This window comes from Duncaniella dubosii, from assembly GCF_004803915.1.
In the GTDB taxonomy this organism is placed as follows: Bacteria; Bacteroidota; Bacteroidia; order Bacteroidales; family Muribaculaceae; genus Duncaniella; species Duncaniella dubosii.
This window is the reverse complement of sequence record NZ_CP039396.1, coordinates 2764539-2787963: the sequence shown is the minus strand read 5'-3', so window position 1 is coordinate 2787963 and position 23425 is coordinate 2764539. Positions and strand designations below refer to the sequence as shown.

Here is a 23425-nt window from a genome sequence, read left to right as displayed (position 1 = left end):
GCCATGACTGGCACTAAATCCGACACTTGGCGAATTATCGGCATAATCACGGTCGCACTGACCGTGGTTATGCTTTATGGTCTGGCAATGGCTCTGTTTTCAATGACTATGGTTGGCCTTGGGAAAATCGCATCCATATCCATAGTGATAGCTTTCGCAACAGGCATTCCTATGTCCTCTAAATGGCACAGGCTTACACTCTGTCGTTACAAAGCGATAAATTTTCTATGCCACGTGGTTGCAGCAACTGCCATGTCCGCAGCTATCATCCTAAGTACCAATTACTTTCTGCGCAACGAGGAACTTACGCGCAGTGAAACCGCTCCTGTCGAACGCATTTACACTGAAACACGTTATCACCGTAAACGTATTTCACGCAAGGTTTACACTCGTGGCGAACCCTACAAAGTCTATTTCATGGAAGTCAGACTACCGGACGACACGTTAAAGAACCTCCAGATTTCATTGCAAAGCTACAATAGACTAAAAGCTCAGAAAACGAGAACGACCATACTAAAGATGACACCCGGTGCACTGGGCATGACAATCGTCAGACATTCGTGGAACTAACAGACGTAGTAAAAAATATCGTCCGGAATCTTAAGGCAGATCCGGACGATATTTTTATTATTATCTCAGATATAAGATACTATCTTATTTTTCAGAACCACGGATTGCAGCGATACCCGGGAGCTCCTTACCTTCGATAGCTTCTAGGAGCGCACCACCACCGGTAGACACATAGCTAACTTTGTCTGCGAGACCGAACTTGTTGATACAAGCCACAGAATCACCGCCACCTACGAGAGAGAACGCACCCTTTTCAGTAGCTTCTACAATCGCATCGGCAATCGCACGTGAACCGCCTGCGAAATTATCGAACTCGAATACTCCGGCAGGACCGTTCCAAAGGATAGTCTTGGCATCTCTGATTGCATCGGCAAACATTTCACGGGTAACAGGGCCAGCATCAACGCCTTCCCATTCGGCAGGAACATCCATACATGAAACTACCATTGTATTGGCATCGTTGCTGAAATCATCGGCGGCGATACAGTCTGTGCCAAGCACGAGATTTACACCCTTTTCCTCTGCCTTCTTGATGATATCGAGTGCAAGATCAAACTTATCTGTCTCACAGATCGACTTTCCGACCTTTCCGCCCTTGGCTGCAGCGAATGTATAGGTCATACCACCGCAGAGGATAAGATTGTCCACCTTGTCCATAAGATTTTCGATGATGCCAATCTTGGTAGAAACCTTCGAGCCACCCATGATCGCGGTAAAAGGACGCTTGATATCCTTCAGGATAGCATCGACAGCGTTGACCTCTTTCTCCATAAGATAGCCGAGCATCTTTGAATCCTTGTCAAAGTAATCAGCGATGACAGCAGTCGAAGCATGGCGACGGTGAGCAGTACCAAACGCATCATTCACATAGACATCAGCATATGAAGCGAGAGTCTTTGCAAATTCCTTCTGACGCTCCTTCATTTCTTTCTTGGCTGCATCATAAGCGGGATCTTCCTTGTCAATACCTACAGGCTTGCCTTCTTCTTCAGGGTGGAAACGGAGGTTTTCAAGGAGAAGAACCTGACCGGGCTTAAGTTCAGCGGCCTGCTGGGCTGCCTTGGCGCAATCTTCAGCGAATTCAACTTCTGTGCCAAGATATTTTGCCACTGTATCTTTAATCTGAGAAAGAGACATCTTGGGATTAACCTTTCCTTTGGGCTTGCCCATGTGGCTCATGATGATGAGACTGCCTCCGTCTGCAAGGATTTTCTTGAGGGTCGGGAGAGCGCCGCGAATACGGGTATCGTCGGTTATCTTACCGTTTTCGTCCAAAGGTACGTTAAAGTCTACGCGGACGATGGCTTTTTTGCCGTTGAAATTGTACTGATCGATAGTCATTTCTAATATGTATTTTATAGAAGTGTTGTTTTTCCTAAATCTTTTCAACGTTGCAAATTTAAGGAAATATTTCATTAATACCAATAATTTTTCAATCTTATTCTTGGATGAATTACTGAATACTGACAATCCGGCTAATGAGCTTGACAATCCCATTGAGATGGTGTTATTAAAAGTCATTCAACAAATATAACACCTATAATATATACTGAATAATATATACTGGTATTATACACACATCTAAAACGATGAGCTCCGAAATGCAAAAGCAATCTACGGAGCGCATCGTTTCGTTTATCAGTCAACCAATCAACTACATTTTATTTTTTCCTTGCTGAAGATCTACGGCATCAAAGTTAAGCGAATCTTTCATTTCATCATCCGCAGGCAGAATGTCAGGAGATTTTCCGTTCACCTTCACATTATCAAGCCGGACTTCAGGATAGTTACAACGGAATATGCAAGTCTTGGCCCTGACATCAATATCCGATATGGTAAAATCAATTACCGTATCGTCAGCGTTGGCAGCTATAACGCCCAGACTCTCACAACTTCCGCTGACATTGCTGATGCAGACGTTGCGGATTAGACCGACAGGATGTTCATTACTTCCTTCAAGAGTGAAAAATTGCTTCCAAGGCAAAATTTCGACAAGAGTGCCGAAACGACCGGTTATGTTCTCGACCCGTATATTCTCATAGGTCTGATATGTGTCCGGTCGCATTTTCAATCTAAGCACCGAACAATCATTATCAACGCGACAGTTACGCATAACCACATTATCCGCATGAATACACTCACTGCCAAGAGTCAGTGTGCCATGCAGGTTCGGGCCAAACACACAGCCATCGACAAGAATATCGGTCACACTGTCGTTTTCATACGAACGGTCGGCATATACACCTTTACCACCCTTCAGACATACTCCATCATCATCACAGTTCAGATAGCATCCACGCACGATCACTCTATGACAGCCGTCGAGATCTATTGCATCACTGCTTGGGGCTCGTACCGGCTCACGCGGAGCCTGAACCTCGCAGTTTTCAATCACAAGGTCATTACAACGATAGAAATGTGAAGTCCAGAATGCAGAATTGATCAGACGGACTCCACTCAGACAGGCATTATCACATCCCCACAGAAAAACGAGACGAGGACGACGCACCTCAAGATTGGTCCAAGGCCGGCCGGATTTATTTGCCCGCTCAACGTTATCCCAGAACTCAACCCAGAACTTATATCCGTTCCCATTAATCGTTCCCGGTCCTGATATCTCAAAACTGTCGACATGGTAGACATTTATAAGCGCGGCATGATAGTAGATGCTACGCCCCTCCATGCGCGAGGGAATCAACGGATAATCGTTTATATCATCCGAACCTTTTATAACCGCTCCCTCATAGAGCGTCAATGACGTTCCCGGCTTGAAAAATAAAGCACCTGTCAGATATGTTCCGGCAGGAACTACCACTTCTCCCCCGCCCTCTGCCTCAGCACGGTCAATAACCGACTGAATGGCAGATGTCTGAAGAAGCGTACTGTCATTAATGACTCCGTAATCCGTCAAGCGGTAACGTTTAGGCAGTTTGGCTGAATCCGGTTTAAACATCCTGTCAAGGAATGAAGTGGCATAGTCGACGGTCGTATCAACCCAAGGATGAAAGAACCAGAACGGATGGACATCGACCGGGATTCTGTGACGCTCGCTGTAGATTCCCAGAGAATCATAGATTGCCACGAGCGAGTCACGACCGTCGCTATAGCGAGGCAGCCCACTACTGATAAAGCATACCGGCGCTGACTTCGGTGTAATCCATAAAAGTGACGAGGCTTCTTTCCAGTTATTAGGAGAGTCTTCATAAAGCCCTCCCAGCCATTGGGCATTGACCGGCAACACTCCTTTTTTATTGAATCGATCGCGTGCATCAGCAATATTTGACTCCGACACAAAAGTCGCTATCCCGTCCATATTAATAACAGCCTGCACATCACTCGAAACTTTTCTCCAGTCACCTTTGCCTTCATGTGTCTTCGAGCCGTTTGTCACACCGACGAGTGTGGCAAGCTGAGCACCGGCCGAACATCCGGAAACCGCGATGCGTTCAGGATCGATGCCATATTGAGCTGCGTTCGCGCGAACCCATCGCACGGCAGTTTTTATGTCATGAAGGCCGGCCGGATAGAGCGCCTCGGGTATCAGGCGGTATTCAACCGGGATGGTGACATATCCTCGCAAAGCTATCTGCTGCGCCATCGGTATTTGCAATGACTTGTCACCGGAATTCCACCCACCGCCGTGAATCATGATGAGCGCCGGGTAGGTCTTGTTATCGTCAGGGCGAAAAATATCGACATGAAGATCCCTGTCTCCGAAACGGGTCTTTTTAATCGTAGTATAAACTACATCATTATATGCTCTCACGCCATCTGGCAGAGAGGGCTTGGCAACCACAGCTTCGGGGTGATTTTTTCTAATTTTTTTATCTGTAGACCATACGGTAAACGATGTGTCACGAGGGACTGCCGGTATGGCGGCATCAGCCATAAAGCAGCACATTATGGCCACAAGGGCTGACATTACATGTATTTTCATGGTTAATCGGTTGATAAATTGGTTAAAGGCTGTTTTATATACCGTCGTTGACACCAATTGGCATATATAGTATTTTCAACATCCTCAATTATATAACATAGAGTGTGCGGACATCTTGAAATTTCCACACACTCCATGAATTATCGTGAGATATTATTTAACGACCTTATCAGTCACAATCTTTCCGTCGGTATAGACCGTACGACGTATGCTGACACCCTGAGCGGGTTCTGCAAGGCGCATACCCTGAAGGTTATAATATTCTATGCGTTCAATCTGTCCGGACACAAACGTATCCTTGATTCCGGACTCAACGAGATTGATTTTTGGATAATATTCATCAACCGCGCTGATTGCATCCATATTACCGGCTTTCATTATAGGTTCGACAAGCGAATTTATGTAAACCTCCACATTAGTATACCATCCGCGAGGGTCAAGCGTATAAAGTTTACCGTCAGTCCCGTCATTTGGATTTAACCCCTGAGCAACCTCCCAGACATCGGGTATTCCGTCGCCGTCACTGTCATAATCATCCTGACGCGTATTGGATGGAAGCTCAGGGAAGCTGGCTGTTTTAGGATTCTGCTCTCCATCGGGAGCATTTATAAAATCAAGTATTCCTGAAGTGTTTGATGTTGGATACGATTTGCCATTCGCATCGACATATGCCACATTTCCTTTATATGTGGTAGTCCCTGTACGGGTTTCCTCCATATAACGGATGTCTGCATCATCTCTATAAAGCGATGCCCCGCAATAGTCAAGAATCTTATCATACACATCAGTAGCCGAATGTGTCGTGACTTCTCCGGGATCGATTTGCTCGTCAAGTTTGAGAGACACACAGTCTGTATCGTTTATATTGACATATGATACATTTTCACCGTATAAATGGGCTGCATCGGCTATATATCGTTCTCCGTTCAGAGTCAACAGACCTCCGTCATAAATCACACCAGACCAATCGTAATCCTCGGGGTTTGAAGCAGCTGTCACATAGTTACCGTTTATATAATATCTGGAAGCATATCCTTTAAGACTTGATCCCTCCGCATTTCCATCGGAAGCGACACTCACCTGAGTGACACGGGTCTTGTTTCTAGTACCGGGACCAGCCTTATAGTAGTTATTTACCATATTTACATATCCTCCGCCCGGGCCACCGTAACAACCGTTGCCGTTTCCCCAGTTATACATCAGACAGTTGCGGAAATCCACTCGCTCAGCATCCACCGTGGAAGAATAGACAGTCTTGTCATAGCCGTCCCAAGCATACCGTGCGCCATTGAAACGAGGGGCACGATTCTGGATATGGGCTACAAAATTGTGGTGAAATGACGCGTTTTTTCCACCCCATATGCCACCATAGCTGTGTGCGCCTTTGGTATGCCCCGGATTGGCAAGACCCTCTGCAATGGTTGACCATTGCAGAGTAAAGTTTCGGTTGTCATAGAACGACGCCACTTCATCAATACTCCATGAGAATGAACAATGGTCTATTATGATATTTTTGCGCTTACGCCCCCATGTCGCATCGGCACCGTCATTGACATCCTTCACCTGAGAACGACGTGAACGGATAAAACGCACAATGACATTGTCACAGTTGCAAAATAAAGGGTATAGTAACGCAGCGTTATGCCTCCATCTGGAGCGGTCTGTCCTGCAATGGTGGTATTGGAAGTCACATTCAACTGCGAACGCAGATCAATGTAGCCACTCACATCAAAAACAATAATTTTCGGGGTCGTTCCTGACAGTGCCTGACGGAGTGATCCGGGTCCGCTATCGTTAAGATTTGTCACATGGCGTACCTCTCCGCCACGTCCGCCGGTCACGTAACGGCCATGTCCTTCCGCCCCGGGAAAAGCAGGAGCGGATTCAGAAGCCGAAAGCCCGAATGCAAGCAACAGTGATGAGACTGAAATTAACAGTTTTTTCATTGATTAATGATTAGGTGAATTGAAAAGAGTATTTATATTTTATTGATATATCATGGTATAATGGTGGCAAAATTATGAAAAAAATCATGATTTCAACATAGCCGGAATTAAAAAAATCGGTTTTCTTTGGTGGAAAGACCGAAAAATCCGATTTATAAGAAATTTTGCTCTACAGCCTAAAATGTCGGTCAGAGAGCATTTTAGCAGAGCAATGGACAGCAACGGATAATATTCGCGGACCACATTTGCGACGTTGACCTACGGATGCCACATATGTCATGTGAAATGTAGTTATGGACACATCATATCTTGATTATTTTTTGTAACTTTGTGATTCAAAATCAGACGATAATCACTCTTCCCCCCGGTTATGGCTAAAAGACTTGACTATGAATATTGCAAGGCTGCCTCATGTCGAGGCTCTGCTCAACTGGGGCGCGAGGATTTTGAACAGATAATGGAAAACCGTAAAAAGAAAGCAGATATCTATGGCGACTAAATTTAATTTCAATACCATCGGACTGTTTACGACAGACAATGCCCGCATGGTGGCATTTTATCGCGACATTATGGGTTTGAAACCGATTGGAACGGTGAAGAGCCAAATGTCACGATGCGTCTTGGGAGCATGTGGCTAATTTTGTTTCCGCGCATAGCCTTTGAGCAAATGACAGGACATGAATATTCTTATCCGAAAGGGCTGAACGGTACGGTCGAACTGGCTTTTCACGTACCGACATTTAACGATGTTGATGAAGAGTATGCGAGGGTGACCGCTCTTGGAGCGAGATCGATATTTGCCCCTCAAACCATGCCTTGGGGACAACGCACCTGCTACATTTCAGATCCCGAGGGAAATCTGATTGAAATCCACTCTTTCACCAAAGGCTAAATCCAATGCGTGTACCTCTGAATTTCCGATCTGATAGCGAATCAAGATACTGCCTATAGATGATGTGCTGTGTATTGCCGGGTCGGTCCGGGAACATTTTTGACGGAGCATCTTCCAGACTTACCCATGAAGCACTGTCTACCTCAGTCGAGAGACGGAAATCAGATCGCCTGACATGACCGATAAAAGCGTGCATAAGCTGCTCTCGTTTTGCAAACCAATGGGTACCGGCATATACCAGTTTCCCGACATCAAGACCAAGCTCTTCCTTGACCTCCCTGACAGCAGCTTGCTCTGCTGTCTCTCCGGGAGTCATGAATCCGGCTACAAAAGTCTGATATTCATCAGAAATATATGACTGACGCAATAATGCGATTTCATTGAATTCATTGACAACCATGACAATCACACAACAAGAAAAAGAGTCGAACCAATATCGCTTACATCTATCGCAATACGGGACAGCGCCATCATCACCGGCCTCTTTGTCAAAAAGACAAAAACCACATTCAGGACAATATTTATATCTCATCGTCAGTTCTTATTATCAAGCTTGGATATTGAATCTATTCGCTTTGAGAACCATCTGTAAATTAGATAGAATCCGATAAACATAAATGCGCCAAGAATAAATTGACTTGGTTTTGCGAGCATTTCATGTTTACGAAGATACTGATTGCAGAGAGATATAACCGCTCCATACACTCCAGCCATCAGCAATAAGATCAAAAATGCTGAAAGTGTTTTCTTTACTGTAGCACTGAATTTCATTTGTGTAATATGATTTGTGTCAGACTGCAAATTTACATATTTTAATTGATATCCTCTCCATCATAAATTGTCATTCTTTAGAAGGTAAGTCTAAAATAATGAAAACAGAAGTTTCAAAGATGCCATATCCGATTGCGATATGCCTTTAGCTCCTTTTCAGGAAATTCGGCTATCGCTTTGTCAAATTCACGGAGCAACGCGAGTCTATCGTAAGGTAAAGCTCCGGTTACCGGCACCGTATTGGAAACGTGATGGCCAAGCAGATTGACCTTTATTTTCAGTCGGTCAATCAGTGTGCGCATCTCCATGAGCCTCTCGATTTCAGGTTCTTCCTCATAAGTGCCGTTGAGCACTTCCTGATACAGCTGTGATTCAGGAAATATCGTGAGCGATACGATGTTGATGATGCAGGGATGGAGCTGATTGAGGATGTCGGCTGTTGCCACGGCACTTTCCACTCCTTTTCCTTTTCCTCCGAGCCCGTTAAGATAGAACACGTTGTAACGGATACCGGCCTCGTCGAGTTTCGACAATTGCTCAAGAATGTCCGATGCGTGATAACCCTTGTTCATTCTTTCGAGTGTCTCGTCGTGAGCTGTCTCGATACCGATATTGATACTGTCGAGCTTCATGTGACGGAGATTTTTCAGTTCCTCCACCGATTTTGGTGCAATGTCTGTCACACGTGCGAACATTCCGAACGATGCTATGTTAGGAAGGTATTTCCTTAGTAGAAGAGCCACATCCATCAGTCGGTTGTAACTCAATGCAAAAGGATTTGCTCCGGTGAGATAGACACGTCGGGCTCGCGGTTGCCATTGACGGATGACTTTAAGGTCTTCCTCCACCTCCGACAGCGGTGACATACGGAACGGAGTTCCATGATAAAGACTACAGAATTTGCACTTGTGCCATGTGCAGCCGGATGTAATCTGAAGAAGCTGGGAACCGGCCTCGTATGGCGGACGCCACACCTGCCTGGTGAAATGTAGTTGCGGATACATCATATCTCGATTATTTTTTGTAACTTCGTGGTGCAAAATTAGATGATTATCAGAGCGGGAGCAATAACTTACCTACGGGTTTGACCCTTACCGGAAAGTTTGTGTTGCTCATAATCAGTCTTTTTTGCAACCCCGGTTATGGCTAAAAAACTTGACTACGAATATTGCAAAGCGGCTCCGATGCTTGAATGGCTCGGCAACAAGTGGGCTCTGGTGGTTCTCATGAAGATTTCCGAGAACGGGCCGGTGCGCTTTAACGAGCTGTACCGCACCATCCCGTCGGTATCGGAGAAGGTGCTGTCGCAGGTCTTAAGGCAGTTAACCACCGACGGCATAATCCGCCGCGAACTTTTCCCGGATGTCCCTCCGCGCACGGAATACTCGGTGACGGAGTTCGGCAAGACATTGCTGCCACATGTCGAGGCTCTGCTCAACTGGGGGCGCGAGAATTTTGAACAGATAATAAAAAACCGACAAAAACATTACTAACGATATGGAAATGAAATTCTGTCAGAGCTGCGAAATGCCGCTCACAAATGAAGTACTCGGCACGAATGCCGACGGCACACCAAACGAGGATTTCTGCATTTACTGCTACAAAGACGGCAAGTTCACGCAGGATATGACAATGGAGCAGATGATTGACCACTGCGCTCAGTTCACCGATGAGATAAACAAGAACTCAGGTCAGAATCTCACGGTCGAACAGATGAAGGAGCAGATGCGTCAGTTTTTCCCGCATCTCAAACGCTGGAAAAATTGAACAGCCATGTTTATCGCAATCCTTACATACAAGAAACCGATTGAAGAAGTTGACCGCTTCCTTCAGACACATTGCGACTATCTTGCCGAGCATTATGCCGCAGGCGATTTTATTGTCTCAGGACCGCAGACTCCACGCATTGGCGGTGTGATAATGATAAAGGCCGACAATCGTGAGGCCGTGGATTCCATCATTGTTCAAGATCCGTTCAACATCAATGGCATTGCCGACTATCAGATTGTAGAGTTTACACCGACAATGTTTCTAAATGACAACTTGAAAAATATCCTCGAATAATGCAGACTGACAGATTGATATTGAGACCCTGGCAGGAATCCGATGCCGAATCACTTTACAGATATGCGAGTGACCCTGACATCGGACCAATTGCCGGATGGCCTCCGCACACCAGTGTCGGTAATAGCCTTGAAATCATACGCACCGTTTTTGCCGCTCCTGAAGTCTATGCGGTTGTATTAAAAAACACCAATGAGCCAGTTGGCAGTTGTGGAATAATGTTTTCCAACGGCCTTCACTCAGCAGACATGACGCAGGATGAAGCGGAGATCGGCTACTGGATTGGCAAGCCTTATTGGGGGCAAGGTCTTATTCCCGAAGCAGTTGAAGCATTGCTTTCACGATGCTTCAATGAACTTGGTCTTGACGCTGTGTGGTGTGGTCACTACGATGGCAACGTCAAATCGAAACGCGTCATTGAGAAATGCGGATTCAAGTACCATCATACCAATCACGAAACCGTTTCACCTCTTGGAGACAAGCGCACCGAACACTTTTATCGCATGACAAAAGAAGACTACAATGCCCTACATATCAATAGAAAGCGGACGGTTGACCGCTGAACAGAAGAAACAGTTGATTGAGAGGCTTACTGCCACGGCCTCCGAGATAACCCATATCCCGGAGCAGTTCTTCACCGTTACCATCAAAGAACTGCCCGACGAAAACTTTGGCATCGGAGGCAAATCAATCGGCGAGATAAAACGTGACTACAGCCATGAACCTCACATTACGCCCATATCAGCCTGCTGATGCTGTGATAATCACATCATGGCTGAAAAGCGAATACCTTATGCGCCAATGGTGCGCCGACAGGTATGAGCATTATCCCGTAACGCCCGAAGATATGAATTCATATCACGAGCGGTATATTGACGGCCAACGCTCGCATGCCCTGACAATGACAGATGACGATGAGATTGTAGGATACATCACATTGCGCACTCCTGCCGAAGATACGACTGAACAACGATTGGGCTTTGTCATTGTCGATGATTCAAAGCGCGGCATCGGTTTAGGGAAAGCTCTTGTCTCAATGGCTGTAAAATATGCTTTTGAAACGCTTGGAGCCACGAGAGTGTCACTTGGGGTATTTGACAATAACCCCGCAGCCATCCATTGCTATGAGGCGGCTGGATTTCATCGTGTTTCACGGCAGGACACTGAGAGCTACCCATGTCTTGGTGAAACGTGGAACTGCATTGAAATGGGACAATATGCAGATGCCATAATTCGCGATATTAAGTCAGACGAGATACCTCTGCTTACCGAGTTTCTTTATGAGGCGATATTCCAACCGCAGGACGCACCGAAAGTTTCGAGAATAGTTCTTCAGGAACCGATGATATGGGCTTATGTGAATGGATTCGGATCGCGCACCGGCGATTTCTGCCGTGTGGCAATAATCGGCGGTGCCATTGTCGGTGCGGCATGGTCAAGACTTGGGTGTTCATACGGCAAAGTCGATGCCTCCATTCCGGAATTGGCAATTTCGCTATATCCGGAATATCGTGGAAGAGGTATAGGCAGCCGACTATTGGAATCCTTATTGAACACGCTTTGCGAGAATGGATATAAAAAGGTTTCACTGTCAGTCGATAAGACCAATTATGCCGTAAGTATATACCGCAAATTCGGGTTTGAGACTATCGTAGAGCGAGAGCATGATTATTTAATGGTCAACCATTTGAATCGTAGATGAATCATGAATATAAAATCGCAACTGCAACAACTCTGTGGTGATACAGAATTTCTGCGGCTTAATGACGTAAATATTGAGCCGGAAAAGATACGGGCTATCTTGATAAACGAAGTTGTCCCGGTTGATTCTGACGATGATTTCTATGGAAAGTCTGACTCCGCATATATGTCGACTACAATCCCGCTGTTCCGAAAGGCGGGGATAGAGGTAAGTGGTATTCAGGATATATTGAACCTCAACATCTACATCACCAATGCCGTCAAGACACCCAAATCGGAATACACAGTTTCAAAGGATAGTATTGAAGAAAGTCTGCCGTATCTTGAAAAGGAGCTTGATCTGTTGCCTAATCTTCAGGTTGTCATGCTGATGGGTGATGTGGCGAAAAAAGCCTTTAATATGATAATCAAAAAGGCAACCGGGAAAAATGCAGTTCCAAGTATATCTACCTACAAATTGCGTAACACTGAGATTTTCCATAAAGGAATACGCATTATACCCTCTTACATTATGACCGGACAGAACATTCTGATTGAGAAATCAAAATTCCAAATGGCATCGGAGGATATTGCCTTGATGTATCGGTTGATAAACGAATCTTGATTGAAATATGGCTATTACACCTGATGACATTATGAAATATTGCCTTGACAACTTTGACGGGCTTGTCGAGGTAAACAGCTGGGGCGAGCGTGGGGTCTTCTACAATCCCGGCGGTGTGTTGAAACGTGGCGTGTATGTATTGACAATCAAAGAAAAGGATGGCGACAATGACCGGGCTTCCCGCCTTGACCGCGATGGTGTGTGGCGTGTGAATATTGGAGTCAGAAAACAGACATTCCGCACTTTATTCGCAGAATTGCCACAACGCCCGAACAAGGGCTGTATTGTGGATATGCCGTATGACTTTACTGCAAAGGATGTCATTATGCCACATCCGGTCTATGCGTGGATGGGGTGGATTTGCGCTTTGACTCCATCTGAAACGACATTTGAATCATTGAAGCCTTACATCCTTGAATCTTACGAATACGCGAAAGAGAAATTCGGTAAAAGAAAGACAAGGGCTGCGGAGATAAAAATATAAAATCACAATGAACATTGCTTTGCTTTCCTCCAATTACAATGTCCGCCGGTTGAATATCGCAGATGTTCAAGACATATACTCGTTGTGTATTAGAAACGAGTCTTATTACAGATATTGTCCGCCATTTGTCACGAAACATAGTATTCTTAATGATATGAAAGCTTTGCCTGACGGAAAAGACATATCCGACAAATACTATATAGGCTACTATAACGGAAAAGAATTAATAGCTGTGATGGACTTAATAATGTCGTATCCGAAAGAGCAAAATGCTTTTATCGGTTTCTTTATGACATCTCTGTTAATTCAGAATACAGGAATCGGGAGCTGTATTATTGATGAGCTATGCCAATATATGAAAAAATCAGGAATTACCGGCCTTCGACTCGGCTGGGCTAAAGGCAACTTACACGCTGAGCATTTCTGGCATAAGAACGGCTTTCAGGAAACCGGGATTACATATAACGCCGGAAGCTACACCGTGGTATTAGCCCATAGGAATTTATGACTAATTTTTGAACAATGGCACAAACCGACGAATAAACAATGTAAACAGCATACAAACTATCACAATCCCGACATTTTTATCACGGCGAAGTAGGTATCTCGCATTTTTTGTTGTAAATTTGCGAACATGTACCAGCAACTTGATTCAGACACCATCTGCGCCATTTCCACTCCTTCAGGAGTGGGAGGCATTGCCATAATTCGCGTGAGCGGACCGGAAGCATTCAACATCGTAGACACCATCTGGCGTGGCCGCAAATTATCAGAGGTCACGAGCCACACAGCACACCTCGGAGACATAATCGACCCTGAAAACGAGGAGGAACCACTCGACACAGCCGTCGCTACGGTATTCCGAGCCCCACGCTCTTTTACAGGAGAAAACGTCGTTGAAATCTCTGTCCACGGCTCAAAATGGATTCAACGTGAATTGCTCAATCTTCTGATTCGTCGCGGATGTCGCATGGCGGAAGCAGGAGAATTTACCAGACGTGCATTTGCCAACGGCCGTCTTGATCTTGCACAGGCCGAAGCCGTTGCCGACGTAATCGCAGCTTCGTCGCGCAGCGCCCACCGCCTTGCCGCCTCACAGATGAGAGGCGATTTCTCAAAACATATTTCAGAGTTGCGTGATCAGCTGATTGAGATTGCATCGCTGCTTGAACTCGAACTCGATTTCTCGGAAGAAGATGTTGAATTCGCCTCACGCCAGCATTTAAAAAATCTTGCCGAACAACTCCTGACAAGAATATCCTCCCTCGTATCGTCGTTTTCTACCGGATCGGCGCTTAAAGAGGGGGTTCCGGTGGCAATCATTGGCGAGCCAAACGCCGGAAAATCCACTCTGCTCAATCTGTTACTGAATGACAATCGTGCCATCGTAAGTGATATTCCGGGAACAACACGTGACACAATCGAAGATACGATGGAGATTGACGGCGTGCTTTATAGGTTTATTGACACTGCCGGTATCCGTGAAACCGCTGATGCTGTTGAAAATCTCGGAATCGAGCGTTCTTACACAGCTATCTCCAAAGCACGCATAGTCATCTGGCTCGTTACACCCGACATGCCACAAGAACGATTTCAGACATTCCGCAAGTCGATAGCAGCACATCTGCCGGAAGGTTCAAATCTGATTGTCGCTGTCAACAAGATAGACACATTGCATTCCTCTGTCTGCAATAGGCCTATCAATTTAGTGAATGGCGATTCCGTAGGCATCGATTCTACAGATGATGCGATGAAAGATGAAAAACATGTCAATGAAAATTTCACCACCAAAACGTTTGGCGTAAGTAGCATGAATCCATCATTCGCTCTGTTTACCGAATCAACCAGTACCACCGATACTCCCCTACTCTATATATCCGCCTCGACAGGACTGAACATCTCTTCATTGTTAAAACAGCTCCACAGATATTCCGGCGCGGATGAAAGCGGTAATGCTGATTTAATAGTAACAAATGCCCGCCATTATGAAGCCCTTACCCACGCCAAATTATCATTAATCCGCGTAATCGATGGCATTAACACAGGTCTCTCCGGCGACTTCATAGCCCAAGACCTCCGCGAAACAATCCACCACCTTTCATCCATCACCGGCACAATAACCACCGACGATCTGCTTAAAACTATATTTGAACGGTTTTGCATCGGTAAATAGGTATACACTTGATAATCACATAATTAGCTAATAAATAATACGAAACGCCTCTTTTCAGGGGCGTTTTTTATTGGTCAAAATATCCGATTTTTGCACATTTTGGTCGATTTTAGCGATTTCCTGTACCGCGATTGTACCGTTTCCGTGGTTTCAGTTGCGCCTCTTCCGAGGTTGTGGAGTGTTGGGACACTCTGGGACACAGTGGGACGCGCTAGGACACTTTTGAATGGATTTTAACAGAAATAACCGATGAGCAGTACAATCGACATCAACAAAATCTGCGAGTGGTGCGGTAAGGAATTTATCGCTCACAAATGCTCTACCCGCTTCTGTTCAAAGCGATGTAGCGAACATTCTTACAAGGCTTTGCGCAGGCAAGCCCATGTTGAGCAGGAGAACCATGCGACTTCCGAGAGCAAAAAACAAAGATGTATTCCAGCTGGTAACTACTTTTCACCACGACAATGTGCCGTTTTATTGGGGATTGGTAAGTCCTCCGTGTACCGCTGTCTCGCTGATGGTCTTATACCATGCATACGCCTGAAAGGTAAGACGCTTATCAGCCGAGCAAGCATTGACAAGATGTTTGAGAATCCACCGGAATATATCAAGAGGGAGAAGAAGGTGGCTGAGCCTATCGAGGAGTTTTACACGACCAAGCAGATTCTTGAAAAGTTCGGTATCAGCAATTCGTGGCTTTTTAAGATGGCAAAGGAGCGAAATATTCCGAAAACCGTTGTCCGTGGAAAGACTCTATGGAGCCGTAAACATATCGACAATAATCTTGCCGATAAGCAGCCTACTGAGACGGTAGCCGGAGAATGGTATTCCGTCGAGGAGGTATGTGCCAAGTTCAACATGTCGAAGGAGGCTGTCTATCGTTTTGTGTCGGAGCGGAAGATTGGCAAGCGTAAGGACAAGTGCAAGGTGTTTTACTCGCGCCGTCAGTTTGACAAGGCTATGGGTATTGAGTCTGAGTTGAAGCCGGAATACTACACCATGCCGGAAGCTATGGCACGGTATAACATGACCCGTGACCAGATTTCTCATTACGTCCGGACACATGACATTCCAAGAAGTTATGAGGGCAGATATGTGAGAATCGACCGCAAGGCTCTTGATGCTCTGTTCGCCCCGCCGAAGATTGGTTAAAAATCGGTGAGCGGTACAGGTGATTCTATCATCACCATTTCACCATCAGTCTTTTATATAGTTTTGTATAACGATTAATCAACAAACAAGAAATACAACCATGTTACCATCAACCTGTTCCAAAGTCAGCCTGCGCCAGCGTCCGATAAAGAACGACCGCCTGTCGCTGTACCTCGACTACTACCCGGCGATACGCAATCCAAGAACAATGAAGATGTCGCGTCGTGAGTACCTGGGATTCTACATATTCGCAAATCCGCGCAACAAATATCAGCGTGAATACAACGACTCGATACTGATGCGTGCCGAGATAATACGCTGCCGCCGTCAGGAGGCGGTCATTAACAATGAGTTCGGTTTCCTCGACCGCGAACAGCCGAAAGCCGACTTTCTGCTGTATTTTGAGGAGAAAGCGAAAAAACATTATGACAAGTGGATCATCGTCTATCGCCACTTCGAGAGATTTGTCAACGGTAAATGCTCATTCGGCGATGTCACCATAGAGTTGTGCAACAAATTCCGTGAATATCTGCTGACAGCCAAACAGCTCCGTCACCCTAAACTGACCATCACACGCAATTCTGCCGCCGGATATTGGTCAACATTCCGCGCTCTGCTGAAAGAGGCATACAAAGAACGGTTGCTTAAAGAAAATCTCAACGACTTCATTGAGGATATCGAATATGAGGAGGTCAAGAAAAATTTTCTCACGGCTGATGAAGTGAAGTTGCTTGCCGCCACACCCTGCGAGAAGCCTATACTGAAAGCGGCCTCACTGTTCTCTATACTGACAGGATTGCGAATAAGCGACATACTCAAATTGCGGTGGGAGGATATACGTCCGGATGCCGATGGAGAGATGGCTATGTTCATCCGTATTCAGAAGACGCAGAAAGAATCAATCCACCCTCTCAGTCCGGAGATGCTGGCATTGTGCGGCGAACGGGACAAGGGGATTGTCTTCAAGGGATTCAACCGCTCTATGACGCAGGAACCGCTGAAGAAATGGCTGAAAGCGGCGGGTATCACAAAACGTATAACATTCCACCGTTTCCGAGATACGTTCGCCACTCTCCAACTCGCTGCCGGGACTGACATATATACGGTAAGCAAGATGCTCGATCATGCCAACGTGACCACGACGCAAATTTACGCCCGATTGGTTGACTCCACCAAACGCGACACAGTTGGTCGCATAAAACTTACATAAAATCATCAATGGCAACCGTGGTTCAGTGTGGACCACGGTTGCTGTTTCCTCATCTTGTGACTTATATCCGGTGACACAGTTACCCGATAATAAACCATTGGTTTCCATATTATTCCATTTTAGTTCATGTTAGCAATACGACTGTTAAAAAAGGACATTACAGGATAAAATTTGTGTCCAAAATTTCGTATTTAGCAATCGGCATATTATACTTTTGCAGGATAAAACAATAGATTTTATCCACATGAATACACATTTGAATTCAATCCGTACAATAGCCCTTGTCTGCATCGCGGGTAAGGCTGTATCTGTAGGTTTCTCATCGGAGGAAGCATCCCTGGCGACTTCCGTAAACGCCTCAATCACCACTTTTCTTATGTTCACACTATGTTATCTTTCCGTAGAGTATGGCATACAATTCTTTATCATCCCTCTTGTACGTGAGCCATTGGGTGTTATATCATTCAAGCGCAGAAAGGATAAAGCAGTCGAACAATTAGAAGGAACGGTAATTAATTTAGCCGAGGGAGTGTCACCGCTCGACACTCCCAAAGCGCAGGAAGTGATAGCCTATACTCTGGGAACATTTGCCGGAGTATTGACCAATGAGGAACTGATGTCTCTTGACAATAATCTGAAAGCCTTTATTCTCGGAGAGCCGACAACGCAAATCTCAGTAAATCGCCGCATCTCAAAATTTCGCACACATGACGTGTATCATTTCGGATGGAATATCGCCAAACGGCTTAAAATACCCAATACCATGATGGCCGAATTTCTGAAATCACAATTTCCGTGGCAACTCGCTGATGTCGAGATAAGTACCATCGCCAAAAAACTTTCTTCGGATGAGGGTGCATTCACTCTCCCTAAAGTCGAGCCACGTCTGCCTCTGGCACCTTTTCCTCTCGCCAAGAAACTCAGTATCTGTTAAATTTCGGTGAAACTCTGCCAATCAGCAAAATAACCGTTTCCCTCACCGGTTCACCATTGCCGATACCCATAATTTTGCGACAAATTCTAAAACGTAAAATATGGAAAATACAAATCCTTCATTTGACTCGCTCCCGCATCTGGTAGGCAGTCTGATTAATGAGATCGAGGGACTGAAATCCCTCGTGAAAGAGGCAATCGGCATGAAACCGTCCGAGCATGACAACCGTCTTGTTGGCATCGACGAGGCTTGCAAGATTCTCCGACGTAAGAAATCGACGGTGTATCACATGGTGCGCGATGGCATACTGCCTCACTACAAAGTAGGCAAGATGCTGGAATTCCGCCCTTCGGAACTTATCGCTTGGCAGGAACAGCACGCCTGCGATGGTTCCAAATCATCAGGCGAGATTCTTGCCGAGATGAAATCAACCATGCGCCGCAAACCCAAATCCGGATGGTGATGGCTTCTTATTATCAAAACCGCAGGATGCCACTGCGTCCGGCTTGTGGGTTGCATGAGGATGATCCGATAGAACCTCAACGTAAGCCGCAAAAGGAGGTGCCCTCTTTCCCTCTAAGTGTATTTCCTATGGCTATACGTAATATCGTGGAGGCATTGGTTGAGTATGAGCATTTCAATGTCAATTTCATATCTGCGTCCATGTTCACTACTTTCGCTGCTGCAATGGGTAACCGCTGGACGGTGCGCTTTTCGGCGACATGGGTTGAGCGACCTATTATGTATGTGGCACTTGTCGGTTATCCGAGTTGCGGCAAGACTCCTCCGCTCAGGCTTGCCCTGTCGCCTCTGCTCAACCTCGACCATGAGTATGACCGGGAGTATTGCGTTAAACTCAAAGCCTACAAGAAATGGGAGTCCAAATCTCAGAAAGAACGTACAGCACTGTCTTTGCCGGAGGATATGGAGCGACCGAGGCGCAGGTGTCATGTGGTTGTCGATGCGACCATCGAGGCGTTGATCGGTGCCATGCGCGACAATCCGCAGGGCGTGATCCTTTACAGCGATGAACTTGAAAGCCTGTTCGCCAACTTCAACCGTTACAACAGTTCGGATGAGAGCTATTTTCTCAGCGCGTTCAGCGGCACACCATTCAAGTATATCCGAAAATCTGCTGATGAGCATATATTTCTGCCGAACCCGTATTGCTCCATAATCGGCAGTACCCAACCGGGACGTCTCGCAAAGCAATTCGGCGGTGAGCGTGTTGTCAATGGCTTTTCATCCCGCTTTCTGAAAGTCTATCCCGACATTATCGATATGCCTACATGGGGCACTGACCGTATGCCTGATGGAATCATGGAGAAATGGGAGCAGATAATCCGCAAAGTCGTTACTTTTGACTTCAAGGGAAAAGAACAGCCAACAGAATTGACTTTCTCCCATGAAGCCCATAGGAGACTGTGCGAATGGAAAGATAATGTTAACAACGCGATATACTCTGCCACCGAATCGGAAGCGGAGAAAGCCGTGTGCGGAAAACTCGAGACCTATCTCATACGCTTCTGTCTAATAATCCGGATAATGAAGAATATCTGCGCCGGAGAGTCGGCAACAATGATAGATACCGAAAGCGCGGAGGCGGCTATTGAGTTGGTCGAGTATTTCCGTGAGATGGAAAACCGTGTAATCCGCGTGTCATTATCCGGCAATCTTGACAAACGGCAATTAGAATTGTTGGACGCTTTGCCTTACGACTTCCGGACATCGGATGCCATCGACCTCGGACGGTCACTCGGGATGTCTGAATCCACGGTAAAACGGTTCCTGAAAAACTCAGCCCTTTTCAGAAAAGAGGAGCATGGACGCTACACGAAAATGTCATGTGACCCTTGAAATTTTCGACACTTTGACATTTTTCACGAGGCCATTCAAGTGGGGTGTGAGAACGAGTCTGTCAGACTTCTTAGGTGTATAAATCTTGCTGTGCAAGATATGCCGATTGTTCCCACAACGGCAATCCTGCCACCTCGCAGAGTTGGGTCAATCCCGCTCGAAACTCGCAGTCTTTTGTAAGGATAAAATATCATGTGACCATGAAATCAAGAGATACAATCATCAAGACACATAGTCTTTATGGCATTATGACTTCCAAGCATATCATCATGACATCAAAATATCAGAGTATCAGAGCCTCAAAGCATAATATCATCATAACATTAAAGCATCAGAGCATCAAAGCATAGTAACATCATGTCATCAAATAATAAGACCATAATAATACGTCTTCGCGTTGATGAAGCAACCGCCAAAGCAATCCGCACCAAAGCCAACAGCCATTTCAACGGCAACATCAGTGCCTGTATCCGTTGCGCCACTCTGCAATATGACGGAGAGGCTACGCCATCATCAGCCAATTCCGAGATACCAGCGTTACTTACCGCTATTCTGCGTCAGTTGAAGAAAATCGGGACGAATGTCAATCAGACCACCCATCAGATTAACGAGCGCATGAAGGTGTCGCCCTACGGATTGTCCGCCTCGGATATCCAACCGTTTGTATTCTTCCGAAATGACTTGTCTGCCATTTGGGTGCATCTTAACCAAATCAAAATCAAAGAGCGTCTATGATAGTCAAGAAACTTGGCATGGTATCCGGTGGCGGCTTCCCCGGTGCCGGATATAATGAACGCAAGGTTGCCGAAGGCGTGGCCCGGCTCATGGCTATGGAGAATGTCGATGCAGCCATTCGTCATAAGGTGAAGCTGTTGCATGAAGCCGGGTTCGACTGCGCCGGAGAGATTGAGAAATACCTGAAGGAGCGGTCAAGGACATACGGCAACACCAAGACCACGCGATTTCAGTTCCACATCGCCGCCTCTGTAAAGGGGCAGGTGATGTCGGCTGACGAGTTGACCGACTTTGCCCGTCAGCTCATGGCGGAAGCCGGATATGGCAGACAGCCGTATTTCGTGTACTACCACCACGACACCGACAACAACCATGTGCATATACTTTCCACACGCATACAGCCAAACGGTTTTCCGATACCCGATCATCACGACTATGCACGACTCAATGCCGCCGCAAATCGTATTCTTTCATCGGACATCAACTGCGACATTCAGCGTATGTTCTCTTACGGCTATCTCACCGAAGGACAGTTTGCCAATATAATCCGCTCACATGGATATAAATTTGAGCGCGTAGATGACAGCTATGTACTGTTTCGCGGAGGGGTCAAGGCCACGACAATCTCGTTGTCTGAGATAGGGAGGCATATTTCGCAAGGAAACGACACCCGGAAAGAACGGGCTAAACAACTCCGTGCGATTATCAGGAAATATAAGGCTGAAATTGCGGAGGGAAAAGTTCAAAATGTCGAAAATGTCAAGGGTCACAAAGGTCAGAAGAAAAAATATGTGCGCCGGAAAGCCAACCACGACATACGTAAAATCAAGGGTTCGAACGGCAAGACACTATCCCAGGAGCAACAGCGGCATATGTCGGAGTTGATGGACATTCTCAAAACCAAATTCGGCATAGACATTCATTTTCAGAAAGACCGCAATGGTGAGATCCGTGGCTACGGCATCGTTGATCATAACCGGAAGATGGCACTTGACGGCAACACGGTGATGAAGCTGTCAGAACTGATAGACTTCGCGAAGAAGCAGGAGCGCAAGGAATGCCCGCTGGATATATACCGCGATCTGTTCTCTATGGAGGTACGGAAATCCGGCATGGACGGCATAATGTCAATCCGGTTGTTCGACGGTTCAGAACATACTCGCAAGATGTCACCTCGACAATCGGCATGGTACTTCAACTCGCCCGAAAGTGAAAGAGAAGATGTAGCAATCCGGATAGCCGCCACCATGTTCTCAACCGAAATATTTGAATCCGTATTGCAGAAATATCCGGTAAGCGACATCAGTTCAAGAATAGGAAGCGTCAACATTATCAAGATGCGCGATGGCGGTAGAGCAATCCGAGTAGTCTCAGCCGATGGGTTCTCGGCGACATATCCGATGACAGCCGATGAATTGCGCTTCCATGCGAGATTGCAAGACAACGCGGCAAACGTTTATCTTTGTCAACTCGCAATTCTGCGCATAACTCATGAAGACGCTACCGAGCTGACCAACCGCATCAAGGAACTGACCGCCAAATCAACCGGAAGCATCACTCTCCCTCTCCGTCAGTCTGACTACACACCGGAACAAGCCAAAGCCTTCACTACTCATCAATGCACCGCCCTCGCTCGCCTCATCTCCCGCGACATCTCATCCTCCCACTCCGTCAACCGCGAATGGGAAGTAGGCAAGCAATCCCACTACAATCACATCGACAACCAACAATCCGGCACACAACTCGCAATATAGTGACACTTATTTCCGTGGTACGCACTGCAAAATAGACAAATCCAACCTCCTCTCATTCGAATTCTGAATTCGTACACATATCCTTTTGTCCGCATGAAAATTATCGCTAATTTTGTTATATAGTTATGGCAGATGTGATGACACCGGAGCAGCGCAGCCGTTGCATGGCGGCTATCAAGGGAAAGGATACCAAGCCGGAAATGATTGTGCGGAAGTATCTTTTCTCCCGTGGTTTGCGCTACCGTGTCAACAACCGTAAACTGCCAGGATCGCCTGACATTGTGCTGAAGAAATACAAGACGGTTGTTTTTATCGACGGTTGCTTCTGGCATGGTCATGAGGGTTGCAAGTATTATCGGTTGCCTAAAACCAACGTTGACTTCTGGCGTCACAAGATAGCTATGAACATAGCCCGCGACTATGCCAACGGTGTTGACCTCCGGCTTGCCGGATGGAAAGTAATACGCGTATGGGAGTGTGACATAAAGACCAAGGCAAAACGGGGAGAAATTCTTGAAAGGCTATATCAAGAGATAGTCGGGACGGAGCATAAGTCAAATACTTATGAATCCCCGCCCGATGCCGACCAAATAGCCGCAGAACCAAGAGCCCCATATGGAGATAAGAAAAATTAAGCCAGC

General features: G+C 46.2%; 27 protein-coding genes. 21 read left to right on the top strand and 6 right to left on the bottom strand.

Features of this window, described 5'->3' with window-relative positions; genetic code table 11:
- Positions 1 to 3 precede the first annotated feature (3 nt).
- Complete coding sequence (locus tag E7747_RS12465) at positions 4 to 570, top strand: hypothetical protein (protein ID WP_136416297.1); 567 nt, start codon at positions 4 to 6, stop codon at positions 568 to 570.
- Positions 571 to 654: 84 nt separating this feature from the next.
- Here E7747_RS12465 and E7747_RS12460 read toward each other — a convergent pair whose 3' ends face one another.
- The 4 genes from E7747_RS12460 to E7747_RS17035 form a co-directional block, all read right to left on the bottom strand.
- A complete protein-coding gene (locus E7747_RS12460) occupies positions 655 to 1911 on the bottom strand; it encodes a phosphoglycerate kinase (RefSeq protein WP_136416295.1) in 1257 nt (418 codons plus the stop codon).
- Between the two features lie 313 nt (positions 1912 to 2224).
- Positions 2225 to 4507 carry a glycosyl hydrolase family 28 protein gene (locus tag E7747_RS12455; protein ID WP_136416293.1) on the bottom strand — a complete coding sequence of 761 codons (2283 nt, stop codon included), beginning with the start codon at positions 4505 to 4507 and terminating at the stop codon, positions 2225 to 2227.
- A gap of 153 nt (positions 4508 to 4660) precedes the next feature.
- Positions 4661 to 6100: a thrombospondin type 3 repeat-containing protein gene (locus E7747_RS12450; RefSeq protein ID WP_228449156.1), complete on the bottom strand. Its 1440-nt coding sequence runs from the start codon at positions 6098 to 6100 to the stop codon at positions 4661 to 4663.
- Complete coding sequence (locus tag E7747_RS17035) at positions 6067 to 6453, bottom strand: hypothetical protein (RefSeq protein WP_228449155.1); 387 nt, start codon at positions 6451 to 6453, stop codon at positions 6067 to 6069. Before E7747_RS17035 ends, E7747_RS12450 begins: the two co-directional genes overlap by 34 nt.
- A 370-nt stretch (positions 6454 to 6823) precedes the next feature.
- On the opposite strand from E7747_RS17035, the gene E7747_RS17280 reads away from it, so the two are divergent.
- On the top strand, positions 6824 to 6952 hold the full coding sequence (locus E7747_RS17280; RefSeq protein ID WP_262710043.1) for a hypothetical protein: 129 nt from the start codon (positions 6824 to 6826) through the stop codon (positions 6950 to 6952).
- A gap of 129 nt (positions 6953 to 7081) precedes the next feature.
- Positions 7082 to 7345 (top strand): VOC family protein, encoded by a 264-nt coding sequence (locus E7747_RS12445; protein ID WP_228449154.1) that lies wholly within the window; start codon positions 7082 to 7084, stop codon positions 7343 to 7345.
- Here E7747_RS12445 and E7747_RS12440 read toward each other — a convergent pair.
- Together E7747_RS12440 and E7747_RS12435 are read right to left on the bottom strand one after the other, a co-directional pair.
- Entirely contained in the window at positions 7332 to 7877 is a 546-nt protein-coding gene (locus tag E7747_RS12440; protein WP_136416292.1) for an NAD(+) diphosphatase, read from the bottom strand. The genes E7747_RS12445 and E7747_RS12440 overlap by 14 nt on opposite strands.
- Positions 7878 to 8229: 352 nt before the next feature.
- The gene (locus E7747_RS12435) at positions 8230 to 9123 is read right to left on the bottom strand and encodes a radical SAM protein (RefSeq protein WP_136416290.1); all 894 of its coding nucleotides are present in this window, start codon (positions 9121 to 9123) and stop codon (positions 8230 to 8232) included.
- A 135-nt stretch (positions 9124 to 9258) separates the two neighbouring features.
- Here E7747_RS12435 and E7747_RS12430 point away from each other — a divergent pair, with 135 nt between their 5' ends.
- The 18 genes from E7747_RS12430 to E7747_RS12345 all read left to right on the top strand — a co-directional run bounded on the left by E7747_RS12430 (position 9259) and on the right by E7747_RS12345 (position 23419).
- Positions 9259 to 9609, top strand: a complete 351-nt coding sequence (locus tag E7747_RS12430) for a winged helix-turn-helix transcriptional regulator (protein WP_136416288.1) — start codon at positions 9259 to 9261, stop codon at positions 9607 to 9609.
- Between the two features lie 4 nt (positions 9610 to 9613).
- Entirely contained in the window at positions 9614 to 9883 is a 270-nt protein-coding gene (locus E7747_RS12425) for a zinc ribbon domain-containing protein (protein ID WP_136416286.1), read from the top strand.
- A 6-nt stretch (positions 9884 to 9889) separates the two neighbouring features.
- A complete protein-coding gene (locus E7747_RS12420) occupies positions 9890 to 10180 on the top strand; it encodes a YciI family protein (RefSeq protein ID WP_136416284.1) in 291 nt (96 codons plus the stop codon).
- Positions 10180 to 10743 (top strand): GNAT family N-acetyltransferase, encoded by a 564-nt coding sequence (locus tag E7747_RS12415; RefSeq protein WP_136416282.1) that lies wholly within the window; start codon positions 10180 to 10182, stop codon positions 10741 to 10743. Before E7747_RS12420 ends, E7747_RS12415 begins: the two co-directional genes overlap by 1 nt.
- Positions 10703 to 10933, top strand: a complete 231-nt coding sequence (dmpI, locus tag E7747_RS12410; protein ID WP_123614619.1) for a 4-oxalocrotonate tautomerase DmpI — start codon at positions 10703 to 10705, stop codon at positions 10931 to 10933. Before E7747_RS12415 ends, dmpI begins: the two co-directional genes overlap by 41 nt.
- Positions 10899 to 11882 carry a GNAT family N-acetyltransferase gene (locus E7747_RS12405; RefSeq protein ID WP_136416280.1) on the top strand — a complete coding sequence of 328 codons (984 nt, stop codon included), beginning with the start codon at positions 10899 to 10901 and terminating at the stop codon, positions 11880 to 11882. Before dmpI ends, E7747_RS12405 begins: the two co-directional genes overlap by 35 nt.
- A 3-nt stretch (positions 11883 to 11885) precedes the next feature.
- The gene (locus tag E7747_RS12400) at positions 11886 to 12485 is read left to right on the top strand and encodes a uracil-DNA glycosylase family protein (protein WP_136416278.1); all 600 of its coding nucleotides are present in this window, start codon (positions 11886 to 11888) and stop codon (positions 12483 to 12485) included.
- 7 nt (positions 12486 to 12492) lie between these two features.
- A complete protein-coding gene (locus tag E7747_RS12395) occupies positions 12493 to 12969 on the top strand; it encodes a DUF6194 family protein (RefSeq protein WP_228449153.1) in 477 nt (158 codons plus the stop codon).
- A 154-nt stretch (positions 12970 to 13123) separates the two neighbouring features.
- Entirely contained in the window at positions 13124 to 13477 is a 354-nt protein-coding gene (locus E7747_RS12390; protein WP_228449152.1) for a GNAT family N-acetyltransferase, read from the top strand.
- Between the two features lie 126 nt (positions 13478 to 13603).
- A complete protein-coding gene (gene mnmE, locus E7747_RS12385) occupies positions 13604 to 15142 on the top strand; it encodes a tRNA uridine-5-carboxymethylaminomethyl(34) synthesis GTPase MnmE (RefSeq protein WP_136416275.1) in 1539 nt (512 codons plus the stop codon).
- A gap of 249 nt (positions 15143 to 15391) precedes the next feature.
- Positions 15392 to 16294, top strand: coding sequence for a helix-turn-helix domain-containing protein (locus tag E7747_RS12380; RefSeq protein WP_136416273.1), 903 nt, complete (start codon positions 15392 to 15394; stop codon positions 16292 to 16294).
- 100 nt (positions 16295 to 16394) lie between these two features.
- Entirely contained in the window at positions 16395 to 17504 is a 1110-nt protein-coding gene (locus E7747_RS12375) for a site-specific integrase (protein ID WP_123407290.1), read from the top strand.
- Between the two features lie 244 nt (positions 17505 to 17748).
- The gene (locus E7747_RS12370; RefSeq protein ID WP_136416271.1) at positions 17749 to 18438 is read left to right on the top strand and encodes a hypothetical protein; all 690 of its coding nucleotides are present in this window, start codon (positions 17749 to 17751) and stop codon (positions 18436 to 18438) included.
- Between the two features lie 100 nt (positions 18439 to 18538).
- Positions 18539 to 18901 carry a helix-turn-helix domain-containing protein gene (locus E7747_RS12365; RefSeq protein ID WP_136416270.1) on the top strand — a complete coding sequence of 121 codons (363 nt, stop codon included), beginning with the start codon at positions 18539 to 18541 and terminating at the stop codon, positions 18899 to 18901.
- 128 nt (positions 18902 to 19029) lie between these two features.
- Positions 19030 to 20295, top strand: coding sequence for a DUF3987 domain-containing protein (locus E7747_RS12360; protein WP_168185337.1), 1266 nt, complete (start codon positions 19030 to 19032; stop codon positions 20293 to 20295).
- Between the two features lie 357 nt (positions 20296 to 20652).
- The gene (gene mobC, locus E7747_RS12355; RefSeq protein ID WP_136416266.1) at positions 20653 to 21030 is read left to right on the top strand and encodes a plasmid mobilization relaxosome protein MobC; all 378 of its coding nucleotides are present in this window, start codon (positions 20653 to 20655) and stop codon (positions 21028 to 21030) included.
- The gene (locus E7747_RS12350; RefSeq protein ID WP_136416264.1) at positions 21027 to 22784 is read left to right on the top strand and encodes a relaxase/mobilization nuclease domain-containing protein; all 1758 of its coding nucleotides are present in this window, start codon (positions 21027 to 21029) and stop codon (positions 22782 to 22784) included. Before mobC ends, E7747_RS12350 begins: the two co-directional genes overlap by 4 nt.
- A 125-nt stretch (positions 22785 to 22909) precedes the next feature.
- Positions 22910 to 23419: a very short patch repair endonuclease gene (locus E7747_RS12345; RefSeq protein ID WP_136416262.1), complete on the top strand. Its 510-nt coding sequence runs from the start codon at positions 22910 to 22912 to the stop codon at positions 23417 to 23419.
- Positions 23420 to 23425: the final 6 nt, after the last annotated feature.

Bases quoted from the DNA above. Each gene is read 5' to 3' on its own strand.
- E7747_RS12380 (WP_136416273.1), top strand. From the start codon at position 15,392: ATGAGCAGTACAATCGACATCAACAAAATCTGCGAGTGGTGCGGTAAG.
- E7747_RS12430 (WP_136416288.1), top strand. From the start codon at position 9,259: ATGGCTAAAAAACTTGACTACGAATATTGCAAAGCGGCTCCGATGCTT.
- E7747_RS12365 (WP_136416270.1), top strand. From the start codon at position 18,539: ATGGAAAATACAAATCCTTCATTTGACTCGCTCCCGCATCTGGTAGGC.
- dmpI (WP_123614619.1), top strand. From the start codon at position 10,703: ATGCCCTACATATCAATAGAAAGCGGACGGTTGACCGCTGAACAGAAG.
- E7747_RS12405 (WP_136416280.1), top strand. From the start codon at position 10,899: ATGAACCTCACATTACGCCCATATCAGCCTGCTGATGCTGTGATAATC.
- E7747_RS17280 (WP_262710043.1), top strand. From the start codon at position 6,824: ATGGCTAAAAGACTTGACTATGAATATTGCAAGGCTGCCTCATGTCGA.
- E7747_RS12455 (WP_136416293.1), bottom strand. From the start codon at position 4,507: ATGAAAATACATGTAATGTCAGCCCTTGTGGCCATAATGTGCTGCTTT.
- E7747_RS12465 (WP_136416297.1), top strand. From the start codon at position 4: ATGACTGGCACTAAATCCGACACTTGGCGAATTATCGGCATAATCACG.
- E7747_RS12460 (WP_136416295.1), bottom strand. From the start codon at position 1,911: ATGACTATCGATCAGTACAATTTCAACGGCAAAAAAGCCATCGTCCGC.
- mobC (WP_136416266.1), top strand. From the start codon at position 20,653: ATGTCATCAAATAATAAGACCATAATAATACGTCTTCGCGTTGATGAA.
- E7747_RS12415 (WP_136416282.1), top strand. From the start codon at position 10,180: ATGCAGACTGACAGATTGATATTGAGACCCTGGCAGGAATCCGATGCC.
- E7747_RS12370 (WP_136416271.1), top strand. From the start codon at position 17,749: ATGAATACACATTTGAATTCAATCCGTACAATAGCCCTTGTCTGCATC.
- E7747_RS12345 (WP_136416262.1), top strand. From the start codon at position 22,910: ATGGCAGATGTGATGACACCGGAGCAGCGCAGCCGTTGCATGGCGGCT.
- E7747_RS12445 (WP_228449154.1), top strand. From the start codon at position 7,082: ATGTGGCTAATTTTGTTTCCGCGCATAGCCTTTGAGCAAATGACAGGA.
- E7747_RS12390 (WP_228449152.1), top strand. From the start codon at position 13,124: ATGAAAGCTTTGCCTGACGGAAAAGACATATCCGACAAATACTATATA.
- E7747_RS12375 (WP_123407290.1), top strand. From the start codon at position 16,395: ATGTTACCATCAACCTGTTCCAAAGTCAGCCTGCGCCAGCGTCCGATA.
- E7747_RS12420 (WP_136416284.1), top strand. From the start codon at position 9,890: ATGTTTATCGCAATCCTTACATACAAGAAACCGATTGAAGAAGTTGAC.
- E7747_RS12440 (WP_136416292.1), bottom strand. From the start codon at position 7,877: ATGAGATATAAATATTGTCCTGAATGTGGTTTTTGTCTTTTTGACAAA.
- E7747_RS12350 (WP_136416264.1), top strand. From the start codon at position 21,027: ATGATAGTCAAGAAACTTGGCATGGTATCCGGTGGCGGCTTCCCCGGT.
- E7747_RS12400 (WP_136416278.1), top strand. From the start codon at position 11,886: ATGAATATAAAATCGCAACTGCAACAACTCTGTGGTGATACAGAATTT.
- E7747_RS17035 (WP_228449155.1), bottom strand. From the start codon at position 6,453: ATGAAAAAACTGTTAATTTCAGTCTCATCACTGTTGCTTGCATTCGGG.
- E7747_RS12425 (WP_136416286.1), top strand. From the start codon at position 9,614: ATGGAAATGAAATTCTGTCAGAGCTGCGAAATGCCGCTCACAAATGAA.
- E7747_RS12395 (WP_228449153.1), top strand. From the start codon at position 12,493: ATGGCTATTACACCTGATGACATTATGAAATATTGCCTTGACAACTTT.
- E7747_RS12360 (WP_168185337.1), top strand. From the start codon at position 19,030: ATGGCTATACGTAATATCGTGGAGGCATTGGTTGAGTATGAGCATTTC.
- mnmE (WP_136416275.1), top strand. From the start codon at position 13,604: ATGTACCAGCAACTTGATTCAGACACCATCTGCGCCATTTCCACTCCT.
- E7747_RS12435 (WP_136416290.1), bottom strand. From the start codon at position 9,123: ATGATGTATCCGCAACTACATTTCACCAGGCAGGTGTGGCGTCCGCCA.